Source organism: Aeromonas sp. R2-4 (assembly GCF_040908365.1).
Taxonomy (GTDB): Bacteria; Pseudomonadota; Gammaproteobacteria; order Enterobacterales; family Aeromonadaceae; genus Aeromonas; species Aeromonas veronii.
Genome location: NZ_JBFODO010000052.1, coordinates 70956 through 84483 on the forward strand (window position 1 = coordinate 70956; position 13528 = coordinate 84483).

Sequence of the window (13528 nt, forward strand, 5' to 3'; positions counted from 1 at the left end):
GGGAAACCTGCGGCTTTATACTGCTCGCTCATGGCGTCACGGGATGGATAAGGTCGGCAAGCACTCCTGCCGCAGTCATTTATGCCGGAGCAAAAGAGTGAACCATCACGCCATCGTGGTAACTGACAGGGGCATCCTAACGGGATGAGAGGCATACTTCATTAGGGTTGGGCATACGCAATGGTTAAGCATTGCTTAAATATCCCCCCCCAACACAGCACCTCTATTACATCACCGGCGCCATTGACCTTCACCTCGTGGCAAGGTTTACAGTCCCGCCATCTGCTCCCTGAGGATGCCCGGATTGTCACTCACCCAGCTTGCTGCAAGATTGCCCTCTGTTGCTCTGGCCCGGCTATTGCTGGCGCTGCTGCTCGTCTGCAATCTGACCCTCTGCATCAGCTGGCATGGTTCTCCCCTCTCCTCCGAGCCGACCCCAAGCAGCGCCCAGTCGATGGTGATGTTCGATTCATCCATGGCGATGGCGGATGGCGATATCTCTCATGCAATGCCTGCTATGGATCTCCCGGGCGATGTCATGCCCCTCTCCTGCCATCAGGGAGACGAGGGGTCAGCCATGGGCGATGAGTGCCAGATGCAGACAGGCATCAATGCCCCCTCCTTCGGCGCGATGGCTCTGCTGGGTGTACTGGTCGCCCTGCTGATCTTCCCCCTGCTACTTGGCAACAACGTCGCAGCGTCACTGCTTGATAACTGGTTGCGGGATCCCTTCCTGCGCTCGCGCGGTACTCACCCTCCCTCCTGGCCACGCCGACATCTGATGCTGTCGGTGTTACGCCACTAGAAAGTCCTTCTCTTGCGGCACAGGCAAGCTTTAACTTGCCCGTTTCCTGCCGCCTTGCCTTGACCCTGTGCCCCGGCCAAACCGGTCCGCTCACAGGGAGCCGTGCGCACTGATACAGCTGCGCCCCGTTTGCCGCCAATCCCTCGGGTGATGCCTTGTCCATCTCCCGTCCGGCGGCGTGCACAAGAGAAGAGATATGATGTCACTTGCCCCTGTTACCGGCCTTATCGCCGCCAAAAACCTTGCCACCCAGCCACTAAGTGGAGGTGTGCGATGAGCCAGAAACTGCTGGTATCGGCCCTGCTGCTGGCCCTCGGCGCCGGTGGCGGCTACTGGGCCGCCAAACAGACCACCACTGGCACTGCAGCCAAGGAGAGGACGCCGCTCTACTGGGTCAACCCCATGGATCCGCGCGACAAGCGCGATGCCCCCGCCAAGGACAACATGGGGATGGACTTCATCCCCGTCTATGAGGAAAAACAGGGCGGCTCGCCGGGCACTGTCACCATCAGCCCCGAGATCCAGCAGAACCTGGGGGTACGGCTCGCCAAGGTGGAGAAGCTGCCCATCCACCAGCAGATCGAGACGGTGGGCTACGTCGGCTATGACGAGGACAAGCTGGAGGCGGTCAACGCCCGCATGGCAGGCTGGATCCGCACCCTCGCCATCAAGAGCGAGGGGCAGCAGGTGAGCAAGGGGAACCTGATTTACGAGCTCTATGCCCCGGATCTGGTCAACGCCCAGCACGAGTATCTGCTGGCGCTCAACACCGCCAACCCGCTGCTGCTGCGCGCCGCCGAGGGCAAGCTCAAGTCCCTGCAGGTGCCGGCGGATCAGATTGCGGCCCTCAAGCGCAGCCGCCAGGTGCAGGAGACGGTGCGCATCTATGCCCCCAGCAGCGGCTATGTCTCCGAGCTGAAGGTGCGCGAAGGCCAGTATGTGGAGCCCGCAGCGGCCCTCTTTAACATCAGCACCCTCAAGCAGGTGTGGGTGAGCGCCGAGGTGTTCGAGCGCCAGGCGGCCCAGCTGAAGGTGGGCGATCCGGTCACCATGACCCTGGACTACGCCCCCGGTCGCAGTTGGCAAGGTAAGGTGGATTACCTCTACCCGACCCTGGACGCTGCCACCCGCACCCTCAAGGTGCGGCTGCGCTTCGCCAACCCGGACGAGTTCCTGAAACCCAATATGTTCGCCAAGGTGAGCATTCGCACCGGACAGGGCGAACCCCGGTTGGTGGTACCGAGCGAAGCGGTGATCCGCACCGGCAGCCAGGACCGGCTGGTGCTGGCGCTGGGGGATGGCAGCTTCAAGTCGGTGGCCGTCACCCTGGGCCCCCAGTTTAGCGACAAGGTCGCCATCAAGGCAGGGGTCGAAGCCGGGGACAGCATCGTCAGCTCGGCCCAGTTTCTGCTCGACTCCGAATCGGCCATCGATTCCGACTTTCAGCGCATGACGGCGGTGCGCCCCGCCCAGGTGTGGACCCAGGGCGAAGTTGAAAGCATCGATCTGGCCAACCGCACCCTGATGGTCTCCCACCAGCCCATCCCCGAGTGGCAGTGGCCCGCCATGGAGATGGAGTTCACCGTCGCCGACGGAGTCGATATCAGCCAGCTGGCCGAGGGGCAGACCCTGCATCTGCAGGTGATGCAGGAGGGGGATGAGTACCGCATCACCAGCATCCATCAGCAGCAAGCGCCAGCAACCGGCGACGCCACCAAGTCTGCGTCGGATGAGATGGAGAGGATGGAAGGCATGGACCATAGCCAGCACGATATGGGAGCCAAGTCATGATCACTGCCATCATTTGCTACCTTGTCGACAAACAGGCTCAGCTCTCTGCACCCAATGAGCAAGGAGCCCAATCATGATCCCGTCGATTATTCGCTGGTCAGTGGGCAACCGCTTTCTGGTGCTGCTATTGACCCTCATGCTCACCGCCTGGGGACTCTGGTCGGTGAAGCAGACTCCGGTGGACGCCCTGCCGGATCTCTCCGACGTGCAGGTGATCATCAAGACGGCCTACCCGGGCCAGGCGCCTCAGGTGGTGGAGGATCAGGTGACCTACCCGCTCACCACCGCCATGCTGGCGGTGCCGGGGGCCACCACGGTGCGCGGCTACTCCTTCTTCGGTGACTCCTTCGTCTATGTGCTGTTTGACGACAACACCGACCTCTACTGGGCCCGCGCCCGGGTGCTGGAGTATTTGAGCCAGGTCGCGCCCAACCTGCCCGCCTCCGCCCGTCCCCAGCTCGGCCCCGATGCCACCGGGGTGGGCTGGGTCTACCAGTACGCGCTGGTAGACAAAACCGGCAAGCACGACCTCAGCCAGCTCACCTCGCTGCAAAACTGGTTCCTCAAGTACGAGTTGCAGACGGTGGAGGGGGTCTCCGAGGTCGCCACCGTGGGTGGCATGGTGCGCCAGTATCAGGTGCGGGTCGACCCGGACAAGCTGCGCGCCTACGGCATCCCGCTCTCCCTTATCGAGACCGCCATCAAGCAGGGCAATCAGGAGACCGGCGCCTCCGTCATCGAGATGGCGGAAGCGGAGTACATGGTGCGCTCCAATGGCTACCTCAAGAGCGTCGAGGATCTGAAGCAGATCCCGCTCGGTACCACTGTGCGCGGCGCCCCACTGCTGCTGGGTGACGTGGCGGATGTGGTCACCGGGCCCCAGAGCCGGCGCGGCCTGGCCGAGCTCAACGGCGAGGGAGAAGTGGTGGGCGGCATCATCGTCATGCGCTACGGCGAAAATGCCCAGCACACCATCGACGGGGTCAAGGCGCGGCTCGCCCAGCTGAAAAGCAGCCTGCCAAAGGGGGTGGAGGTCGTCACCGTCTACGATCGCTCCGACCTTATCCAGCGCGCCATCGACAACCTCTCCGGCAAGCTGGTGGAGGAGTTCGCGGTGGTGGTGCTGGTCTGTCTGGCCTTCCTGTTCCACTTGCGTTCATCCCTGGTGGTGGTCATCTCCTTGCCCATCGCCATCCTGACCGCCTTTATCGTGATGCACCTGCAGGGGATCAACGCCAACATCATGTCGCTGGGAGGCATCGCCATCGCCATCGGCGCCATGGTGGATGGCGCCATCGTGATGATCGAGAACGTCCACAAGCACATGGAGCGGGAGGCGCTCACCGACAAGAACCGCTGGCGCATCATCACCGAGGCGAGCATAGAGGTGGGCCCCGCCATCTTCTTCTCCCTGCTGATCATCACCATCAGCTTCCTGCCGGTGTTCGCGCTGGAGGCGCAGGAGGGGCGGATGTTCCACCCCCTCGCCTATACCAAGACCTACGCCATGGCCGCCGCCGCCGGGCTCGCCATCACGCTGGTGCCGGTGATCATGGGTTACTTCATCCGTGGCAAGGTGCTGGCCGAGCAGGCCAACCCGCTCAACCGCTGGCTGAGTCAAGGCTATGTGCCGCTGCTCAAAGCCGTGCTGGCCCGTCCGAAAACCACCCTGGCCATCGCCGCCGTGGTGACGGTGGCGGGCTTCTGGCCGCTCAAGTACCTGGGCTCCGAGTTCATACCGCCGCTGGATGAGGGGGACATCATGTATATGCCCACCACCGCGGCCAATATCTCGGTGGGCAAGGCGCGGGAGATTTTGCAGCAGACCGACAAGCTCATTCGCACCATCCCCGAGGTGCAAAACGTGTTCGGCAAGGCGGGGCGCGCCGAATCGGCCACCGACCCCGCCGATCTGGTGATGATGGAGACCAGCATCCAGCTCAAGCCCCGCGACCAGTGGCGCCCCGGCATGACCCCGGAGAAGCTGAAAGAAGAGCTGGATTCCCTCATCCGCTTCCCCGGCCTCACCAACGCCTGGGTGCCCCCCATCAAGACCCGCATCGACATGCTGGCCACCGGCATCAAGACCCCGGTCGGTATCAAGATTGCGGGGCCGGACCTCAAGGTGATCCAGCAGCTCGGCCAGCAGCTGGAACAGATCGTCGGCAAGGTAGAGGGCGCCTCATCTGTCTACGCCGAGCGGGTGGCCGGTGGCCGCTACGTGAAGGTAGACATCGACCGGCTGAAAGCGGCCCGTTACGGTCTCAATATCGCCGACGTGCAGTCGGTGCTCGCCACCGCGGTGGGCGGCATGGAGGTGGGCCAGACCATCGAGGGGCGCGAGCGCTACCCCATCAACCTGCGCTACCCCCAGAGCTATCGCGACTCGGTAGCCAGCCTCGAGCTGCTGCCGCTGGTGACCCCGAGCGGTGCGCGCATCGCGCTGGCGGACGTGGCGCGGGTCTACATCAGCGACGAAGCCCCCATGCTGCGCAGTGAAAACGCGCGCCTCAACGGCTGGGTCTACGTCGATATTCGTGGCCGCGACATCGGCTCTTTCGTGGCAGAGGCCAAGTCCGAGGTGGACAAGCAGCTGGTGCTGCCGGCGGGCTACGCCCTCACCTGGTCCGGTCAGTTCGAATACATGGAGCGGGCCAAGGCGCGCCTCGCCTACGTGGTGCCGCTCACGGTCGCCATTATAGTGCTGCTGCTCTATCTGGCGTTTCGCCGCTTCCAGGAGGTGCTGCTCATTCTCACCACCTTGCCGCTGGCGGTGGTGGGCGGGATCTGGACCCTCTGGCTGCTCGACTTCAACCTCTCGGTGGCGGTCGGGGTCGGCTTTATCGCCCTGGCGGGGGTGGCAGTGGAGACCGGTGTCCTGATGCTGGTCTACCTCAACCACGCCTGGGATGACCTCGTGGCCTGCGGCAAGCCGGACCAGGCGGGCCTGCACCGGGCGGTGATCCACGGCGCCGCCCTGCGCCTGCGCCCCAAGATGATGACGGTGGTCACCATCATCGCCGGCCTGTTGCCCATCATGTGGAGCCACGGCACCGGCTCCGAGGTGATGCAGCGCATCGCCGCCCCCATGATCGGCGGCATGGTGAGCGCGCTGGTGCTGACCCTCTTGGTGCTGCCAGCGGCCTATTATCTGTGGCGCAGTCGCAGCCTTGGCAAGAGCGCGAACCCGCAATCCGAATAACCCGATTTCACGATCCATATTGACTGAACGATGAGGAAACCATCATGAACTACAAGACGCTGACCCTGACATTGCTGCTTGGCCTTGCCACCCAGACCAACCTGCAGGCCGAAGAGATGATGCACCATGAAGGGCACGATGTGAGTCAGACGGGTGAGATGAGCGAACAGGGCGCAATGGTGATGACCAAGGGGGTCATTACCCGCCTCGATGAGGAGAGCGGCAAGGTCGGCATCAAGCACGAGGCGATCGAGAATCTCAAGATGCCCGCCATGACCATGGTCTTTCGAGTGGCAGATCCGGCACAGCTCAAGGGGCTGAAGGTGGGGGATGCCATCCATTTTCATGCCGAAAGCCAGAGCGGCAAGCTCACAGTGACAGCCATCCAGCCGCAATAAACGGCTCTGGCTCGCCGAAAAGGTCACGATAGACAGTGACAACGCAAGAGGGAGGCATCAGCCTCCCTCTTCTTTTGATCAACCTGTTCGTGTGGTCAACCTCTGGCGCGCGATAGCACTCAGCTGCGGGTTGCCAGCAACTGCTCCACATCCTCGATCACCTTGAGGGCCGCCTGCGGGCCGCCGCTGGAGGTCCAGAGCGACCCGTCCACGGCGCCAAAGCGCTTGGCCTTGATCACCGGCAGCTGCTGGAACGCCGGGGTCTGCTCCGCCTGACGCATGGCATCTACCGCATCACCGCTGGCGCTCAGAGTGCCGACCACCAGCCAGTCGGCATCCAGCAGGTTGAGGGACTCCAGACTCAGCGCCGGTGAGTGGGGCGCGCCAGTCCCCTGTTGTTTGTCCGGACGCACCAGTCCCATCGACTCCACTACGCTGCTGGCAAAGGTGCCCTGATACATAAAGCTCGGCCCCTTGGGATTCCAGCGCACTATGCTGATGCTCTCCCCCTGATGCTTAGCCAGCTTGCTGCGAGCCTGAGTCAGCCGCTCGGCATACTGCAGCAAGAAAGTATCCCCTTGCTGGTCGCGGTTGAGGGTGTGGGCGGTGCGGCGGAAGCTATCCTGCCATGGCTCCCCCCACTTGCTGGTTACCACGGTCGGCGCGATCTCCCCCAGCAAGGTCAGCAGCTCGGGACGGGTCTGGCCAGTCAGGATAAGGTCGGGCTCCAGCGCAATCAGCGACTCCAGATTGGGGCTGTCGAGATCGCCGATCACCTGGATCCCCATGCCCGCCTTGTTCAGCAAATAGCGGGGCAAGGTGGGTTGACCACGGCCATTGACGGCGCCGATGGGGGTCAGCCCCAGGGTCAGGGTGCTGTCGAGTTCGAGCTCGCTCAGCACCACCACCCGCGTTGGCTGGACTGGCACCTGCACCTTCTGGCCAAACGCATCAGTCACTTCACGCATATCCTGCGCCTGAACCAGCGGCGCGGCCAGCATCAGGATGGCTGCTGCCAGGGCGGCAAAACGCTTCATCATCTCACTCCTTCTCGTTGCACGGCCCGGATAATCGGCCGCGTGAATACACTCGGTGGGCCCACAGAGCAGCCCCATATGACTCAACTCGCCGAACGCAGGGTGCGGCCATGTTCGTGGCGACGGGGCACGATAATGGGCGCCCCGTCGCCGGGGGCATGCAGAATGTCGACACTGGTCTGGTAGAGCCGGTCGATTAGATCCTTGGTCACCACCTCCCGGGCCGGGCCCATGGCGGCAATGGTCCCCTCGCCGATGGCGATCAACTCGTCACAGTAGCGGGCCGCCATCGCCAGATCGTGGATCACCAGCAGCACGGTTTTGCCCTCGGCGGTGATGCGATGAATCGCCTCCATCACCTCGGTCTGGTGACCGATATCGAGGGCACTGGTGGGCTCGTCGAGCAGCACCATGTCGCTGTCCTGCGCCAGGATCATCGCCAGCCACGCCCGCTGTGCCTGCCCGCCGGAGAGGGACGCGGCGCTCTGCTGCCAGATCCCCTCAAGCTGCATTCGCTCGCAGGCAATACGCACCATGCGGGCATCCTCCTCACCCCACTGATTGAACCAGCCCTGATGGGGGTGGCGGCCATACTGCACCAGCTGCTCAACCAGAATGCCGGCAGGCAGGGTCGGCCGCTGGGGTAGATAAGCGAGCTCCCGCGCCAGCCCCTTCATGGGGTAGCTGGCAAGCGGCTTGCCTTTGAGCAGGATCTCGCCGCGTTGGGCTTTCATCTGGCCGGATAACAGCTTGAGCAGGGTCGATTTGCCGCAGCCGTTGGGGCCGACGATCCCCACCAGCTTGCCTCTCGGCACGCTGAAGGAGATATCCCGCAGGATGGGCGTCTGCTGATAGGCGAAGTGGAGGCAATTTACGGTGAGCGTCATCAGTCAGCCCTCTGGCGATCGTTAACAAGAAGAAACAGCAGCAACAGGCCGCCGAGAATGCGGGTCATGATGCCGGTCGCCACCTCGTGAGGGCTGGCCAGCACCCGGACCAAGGTATCGCTGGCAAGCAGCAGCAGGGCGCCGCTAAGCGCCGCCAGCCAGAGCGGCACCACCCGGTCTTTCACCAGCCAGGAGGCAAGAATGGGGGCAGCCATGGCGATAAAGACCACGGGGCCGCCGATGGCGGTGCCGAGCGCCGCCACCAGAATGGCCTGCGCCAGAATGCCCAGTTGCACCCGATCGCCGTTGACGCCAAGCCCTCTGGCCATCTCGGGGCCAAAGCGCAGCACCGCCAGCGAGCGGGAGAGATAGACGATCCAGGGGCAGAGCAGCAGCAACAGGATGGCAATCGGGGTGATGGTGCTGTAACCCACGGCGATAAAGCTGCCCATATTCCACAGATAGAGGGAGCTCAGGTGCAGCAGGGCCTGGGTGGACATCACAAACTGGCCGAGCGCCTCGAACAGCTCGGAGAGGCCGATGCCGATCACCACGAACAGATAGCCCTGCTCACCCGGTTTGCGGCAGAGGGCATAGAGCACCAGCGCCGCGAAGATGGCGCCGATAGGTGCAGCCCACCAGGGCCAGCTGCCCACGGTCAGATAGAGGGAGAAGACGATGATGGCCAAGGAGGCACCGTTGTTGACCCCCACCATGTCGGGGGTAGCCAGCCGGTTGCGAACCAGAGTCTGCACCAGACAGCCGGAGAGCCCCATGGCCGCCCCCGCCACCACCACCCCAAGGATGCGCGGCAGCCGGATCTTGAACAGGGTGAGCTGCTCAAGCCGGGTCCCCTCCCCCAGCAGGGTGTTGACCACCCCGGCAAAGCCGAGCTTGCCGCCGCCAACGCTCAGGGCCAGCAGAGCCAGCGCCAGCAGCGCCATGGCCAGCAGAGCAAGCCAGCGCCAGCTCGGCAGATGGATCAGCAAAGAGCGGTTGCCGGCCCGCAGGCAGAGCATATCGGTAGGTGTGCGCATCAGCCCCTCACTTGACGGTCAGCAGGGTACGAAAGCCCCCGCGGTGGACAATAGCAATCAGCACCGGCGCGCCGATCAGGGCCAGAATGACCCCGTTGGGCAGCTCGAACGGCTGGATCAGCCAGCGCGCCAGAATGTCGGCCAACAGCAGAAACAGCATGCCGAACAGGGCGGAGAAACAGACCTGCACCGACAACCTAACCGGCTCTACCAGTCGGCCACAGTAGGCGGCCAGAAAGCCGACAAAGCCGATGGGACCGGCGATGGCGATGGCACTGGCGGTAAACAGGGTGGCGGCCAACAGCACGCCAATTCGCACCCGGTTTGGGCGGATCCCCAGCGCCTGGGCCTGACTGTCCCCCATCTGCATCAGGGTCAGCTGGCGACAGAGCAGCAAGGTGATGACAAACGCCGCCAGCACGAAGGGCAGCACGGCAATGATGGCATCGAGATTGGCCGCCGACAGGGAGCCGAGGTTCCAGAAGCGGTACTGCTCCAGCACCATCTTGTTGGAGAGCAGCAAAAAGCTGGAGAGACCGCCGAAGGTGGCCGAGAGCGCCACCCCGACCAGAATCAGCTTGAGGGGGTTGGAGCGGCCAATCATCATGCCAAGCCCCAGCACAATCACGTTGCCGAGCAGCGCACCGAGTCCGGCCCAGAGCAGATAGCCATAGGCAGACTCTACCCCGAACCAGGTGAGCCCCACTACTAGTGCAAAGACGGCCCCGGCGTTGACCCCGAGCAGACCGGGCTCCGCCAGCGGATTGCGGGTCGCGCTCTGCAACAAGGAGGCCGCCAGAGATAAAGAGGCGCCGACCACCATGGCACAGAGGGTGCGCGGCAGTCGCAAGGTATTGAGCACCATGGCGAGCTTCTCGTCGCCAGCCCAGCGGGCATCCCCCATCAGGTAGCCGAGCACCTCGCGAGCACCATAGACACCCGCACCGGTGGCGAGCGAAAGAGAAAGCAGTACGAACAGGAGGAACAATCCCAGCCAGAACAGCGAGGTCTGGTCTCTAAACACCCTTTAACTCCTTATGATCGCAATGCCATCTTGTTGAAATACATGTGGTTTTAATAAAAGTCGTCACCCGAGGTGATCCCCTGACAACAAAGGAAGCCCGCCAGTGCGGGCTCCCGCTCAGCCATTACAACTTGTAGGCCACACCGGCATAGACAGTGCGCCCGTCGAGAATTTGATCAGCCTCGGTGGCAACCCAGTCACGCTTGGTATTGCTCAGGTTGTTGAGTCCGAACTTCAGATCCAGTGCCCGGGTGGCGTTCCAGACTGCCCCGACATCCAGTGTGTGGAATCCGGCGGTGGTCTCATAGGTGGTGCCGCTCATGCGCGGAACCGGCAGGATCTGGCTGCCGGTGTAGTTCCAGCCGAGCTGGGTACTCAGGCTCTCGATGACCTGCCACTCCAGCTTGGCGTTGGCGGTATGCTCCGGCGTCCGATAGAGATCCTTGCCGCTGGTCTTGTCCTCCCCGTCGATCAGGGTGACGTTGCTGGAGAGGGTCAGGTTATCAGTGAGATCAAACCAGCCGCTCAGCTCCACCCCCTTGATGCGGGCCTTGCTGACGTTCTGATAGGTCATCACCGCCGGACGCCAGGTGGAGGTCCATGCCTCGCTCTGGATCTTGTCCTTGATATCGTTGTGGAAGGCGGTAACCCCGGCGCCCCAGAACGAACCATCATAGGCGGTGCCCAGCTCGTAGCTGACGGCGGTTTCCGGTTTCAGATCCGGGTTGCCCACTACGGCGCAGCGACCGCGACAGGCGGCTACCGCATAATCCGGGTTGGACTGGGCAATGGTCGGCGCCTTGAACGCCTTGCCAATCCCGCCCTTGACCACCCAGTTGTCAGTCAGGCTGTAGAGGGCATAACCGCGGGGGCTGAACTCGGTGCCATAGGTCTCGTGGTGATCGACCCGGCCACTCAGGGTCAACGCCAGATCGCCAAAGCCAAACTCATCCTGCAGATAGAGCGCGCTCTGGTTGACGCTGACATCGCCCCCCTTGAGGTTGACGTTATGCTTGAGTTCGGTGATGCGGTACTCGGCACCGCTGGTCAGCAGGTGGCTGCCCAGATTACCGCTCAGCTGGCCATCGAAGGTGTGGTTGGTCTGGCTCACATCGCCGCTGGTCTTGCTCAGCGCCGTCATCAGTTCGGAGTCGTCAAACAGGTCAACCTGCTCGAAGGCATAGCCGACCCGGCTGTCGAACTGATCCCAACGGCCGACGTGAGTGGCATTGAGCCCCAGTCGCTCCATCTGCTGGATATTGCGCGGCGTCTGGCCGTAGTTGTTCCAGTGGGCCTCCCGATCGTCTTTGGCGTAGTTCATCCCTACATCCAGATCCTGACGATCATCGATCAACCATTTGACGTTGGAGAGGATCCCCAGCTTTTCACGCTGCTCGATGGCATCGGCCTTGGGGTTGATGCTCTGCTCGCTCTGCCAGGCATCCCGGTGATTCCCTTCTACCACCAGGTTGGCCAGCAGCTTGTTGTCGATCAGCGCCCCGCCCACATAGGCGCTCGCCTTGTTGATATCCCCGCCGTGACCATCGGTGGGATCGCTGAAGGTATAGGTGGCCGCCGCTTCAGTCTTCTCCCCGGGTTGGCGCAAGATGACATTGACCACCCCACCCAGCGCATCGGCACCGTAGAGGGAGGAGATGGGGCCACGGATCACTTCGATACGCTCGATGGCCGCCATGGGGATGGCGGAGAGATCGAAATCATTGCCATAACCGGAGGTAAGAGCATCGCGGGAGCTGATACGCCGGCCATTCACCAGCAACAGGGTGTAATCCCCCTCCAGCCCGCGCAACTTGATCTCGCTGCGGCCGTAGCTGGTAGCAGGGCTGATATTGACCCCCGGCAACTGTTTCAGAGCGCCGGTCAGATCATTGACATTGAGCTTGTCGAGCTCGGCCCGAGTCACCACAGAGACGCTGGCCGGGGCGGTCAGCTCGCTGTGCCGGGTTTTACTCGCCGTCACCACCATAGTTTCATGAGCGGTGACAGGCGCAGTCCCTTGGGCCAGAACTGGCAGGGCAAAAAGGGATAACACCAGCGGATGCACTGCAAATCGTCGGGATGATGTACGCATCATCAACACTCCACATAAAACAATCAGGGCCAACACCACCGACATCCCTGTCTGACCTCGCCAGACCCGGTGCAAAGTGATGGAGTTCATTGGCATGAACAGTCGTCCATGCCCCATCACCCCGAACATCAGTGCATTACGGCAGGCCCTGCGTTGTGCTATGCCACTCGCAGCCATCAATAACAAAAGCGCCGTACCGACTGACATCGGGACGGCGCAATACTAAATGCAAATCATTTTTATTTGCAAGCGTGAATCAGGTATTCTTTCGCATCCGCTTAATTATCCATCACATCGTGACGGGTCTGGTGATAGGCCTCTTCACTCTTGCCCCGGCGCCAGTACGGCACGGCGTAGAGCGACTGGCGATCCACCTCGAGCACAGACCGAAAATGGCGGCGCAGCGGCAGCACCAGCGCCTCTTCCCCACCCAGCCAGAAGAAGCCACCATCGCGCACCAGCGGCAGAGCAATCACATGCTCCAGCAGGCCGCTGGACTCGGGCTCGCCAACAAACCAGTGACAGCGCACCCCGACCGGCAGCGTCAACGATTGAGCATCGGCCTGATCCGGCACCAGAATCGCAATTTCCCCTCTGGCATCGGCAGGCATCACCTCACACATCGCCATGATGGCGGGCAAGGCGGTGAGATCCCCCACCAAGCAGTAGTGATCGGCCGATTGCAGCATGGGGTTGGGACCACCCGGCCCGGAGAGGATTACCTTCTCTCCCGGCTTGGCATGGGTAGCAAAGGCGCTGGCGGGCCCGCCGTCACCGTGCAGCACGAAGTCGATATCAATTTCCTGCTCATCACGGCGAAACGCGCGGATGGTGTAGGTGCGGATCACCGGCTTGTCAGCCGGGTCACTCCAGCGCGGGCCGCTCGGGGTCATGGCAGGCAGCACCGGCTCTACCTGATGGGGCTGGGCCAGCATCACCTTGATATGGGCCCCACCGCAGGTAAAGGGATAGTCAGCCAACTCGCTGCCACCAAAGGTGATGCGACGCAAATGGGGGGTGATCTGGGTGATGGCTTTGACAGTCAGCAGACGGGGACGATTGGGAGGCAGAGATGGGGACACGATGGGGCTCCTCGTTGAGTGTGTCGCCCATGCTACACGCAAATAGGAATTACTATCAAATAAGATTATTTCTCGTCTAATAGCTACAAGCTGGATTCAAACATCCCCAACCACTGGCGTCCACACCCCAATCCAGACATAGGCTTTATGCACGCTAGCTCCATGATTGGGCA

10 protein-coding genes are annotated in these 13528 nt (G+C 62.4%); 4 read left to right on the plus strand and 6 right to left on the minus strand.

What is annotated here, in order from left to right:
* The first annotated feature begins 304 nt into the window (after positions 1 to 304).
* From AB5Z05_RS19240 to AB5Z05_RS19255, 4 genes are all read left to right on the plus strand, one after another.
* Positions 305 to 805 carry a hypothetical protein gene (locus AB5Z05_RS19240; protein ID WP_368152808.1) on the plus strand — a complete coding sequence of 167 codons (501 nt, stop codon included), beginning with the start codon at positions 305 to 307 and terminating at the stop codon, positions 803 to 805.
* 273 nt (positions 806 to 1078) lie between these two features.
* Positions 1079 to 2596, plus strand: a complete 1518-nt coding sequence (locus AB5Z05_RS19245) for an efflux RND transporter periplasmic adaptor subunit (RefSeq protein ID WP_368152809.1) — start codon at positions 1079 to 1081, stop codon at positions 2594 to 2596.
* A 73-nt stretch (positions 2597 to 2669) separates the two neighbouring features.
* Positions 2670 to 5798 (plus strand): efflux RND transporter permease subunit, encoded by a 3129-nt coding sequence (locus tag AB5Z05_RS19250; protein ID WP_368152810.1) that lies wholly within the window; start codon positions 2670 to 2672, stop codon positions 5796 to 5798.
* A gap of 44 nt (positions 5799 to 5842) precedes the next feature.
* A complete protein-coding gene (locus AB5Z05_RS19255) occupies positions 5843 to 6196 on the plus strand; it encodes a copper-binding protein (RefSeq protein ID WP_368152811.1) in 354 nt (117 codons plus the stop codon).
* A gap of 119 nt (positions 6197 to 6315) precedes the next feature.
* Here the strand turns inward: AB5Z05_RS19255 and AB5Z05_RS19260 are convergent, their stop codons facing one another.
* From AB5Z05_RS19260 to AB5Z05_RS19285, 6 genes are all read right to left on the minus strand, one after another.
* A complete protein-coding gene (locus tag AB5Z05_RS19260) occupies positions 6316 to 7233 on the minus strand; it encodes an iron-siderophore ABC transporter substrate-binding protein (protein ID WP_349930018.1) in 918 nt (305 codons plus the stop codon).
* Between the two features lie 83 nt (positions 7234 to 7316).
* On the minus strand, positions 7317 to 8120 hold the full coding sequence (locus tag AB5Z05_RS19265; protein WP_368152812.1) for an ABC transporter ATP-binding protein: 804 nt from the start codon (positions 8118 to 8120) through the stop codon (positions 7317 to 7319).
* Positions 8120 to 9157 (minus strand): iron chelate uptake ABC transporter family permease subunit, encoded by a 1038-nt coding sequence (locus tag AB5Z05_RS19270; RefSeq protein WP_043821272.1) that lies wholly within the window; start codon positions 9155 to 9157, stop codon positions 8120 to 8122. The genes AB5Z05_RS19265 and AB5Z05_RS19270 overlap by 1 nt, the downstream gene beginning before the upstream one ends.
* Before the next feature lie 7 nt (positions 9158 to 9164).
* A complete protein-coding gene (locus AB5Z05_RS19275; RefSeq protein WP_110302427.1) occupies positions 9165 to 10181 on the minus strand; it encodes an iron ABC transporter permease in 1017 nt (338 codons plus the stop codon).
* Between the two features lie 124 nt (positions 10182 to 10305).
* Complete coding sequence (locus tag AB5Z05_RS19280; RefSeq protein ID WP_368152832.1) at positions 10306 to 12273, minus strand: TonB-dependent receptor; 1968 nt, start codon at positions 12271 to 12273, stop codon at positions 10306 to 10308.
* A gap of 278 nt (positions 12274 to 12551) precedes the next feature.
* Positions 12552 to 13355: a siderophore-interacting protein gene (locus tag AB5Z05_RS19285; protein WP_368152813.1), complete on the minus strand. Its 804-nt coding sequence runs from the start codon at positions 13353 to 13355 to the stop codon at positions 12552 to 12554.
* Positions 13356 to 13528: the final 173 nt, after the last annotated feature.

Bases quoted from the DNA above. Each gene is read 5' to 3' on its own strand.
- AB5Z05_RS19260 (WP_349930018.1), bottom strand. From the start codon at position 7,233: ATGAAGCGTTTTGCCGCCCTGGCAGCAGCCATCCTGATGCTGGCCGCG.
- AB5Z05_RS19280 (WP_368152832.1), bottom strand. From the start codon at position 12,273: ATGCGTACATCATCCCGACGATTTGCAGTGCATCCGCTGGTGTTATCC.
- AB5Z05_RS19265 (WP_368152812.1), bottom strand. From the start codon at position 8,120: ATGACGCTCACCGTAAATTGCCTCCACTTCGCCTATCAGCAGACGCCC.
- AB5Z05_RS19255 (WP_368152811.1), top strand. From the start codon at position 5,843: ATGAACTACAAGACGCTGACCCTGACATTGCTGCTTGGCCTTGCCACC.
- AB5Z05_RS19245 (WP_368152809.1), top strand. From the start codon at position 1,079: ATGAGCCAGAAACTGCTGGTATCGGCCCTGCTGCTGGCCCTCGGCGCC.
- AB5Z05_RS19250 (WP_368152810.1), top strand. From the start codon at position 2,670: ATGATCCCGTCGATTATTCGCTGGTCAGTGGGCAACCGCTTTCTGGTG.
- AB5Z05_RS19270 (WP_043821272.1), bottom strand. From the start codon at position 9,157: ATGCGCACACCTACCGATATGCTCTGCCTGCGGGCCGGCAACCGCTCT.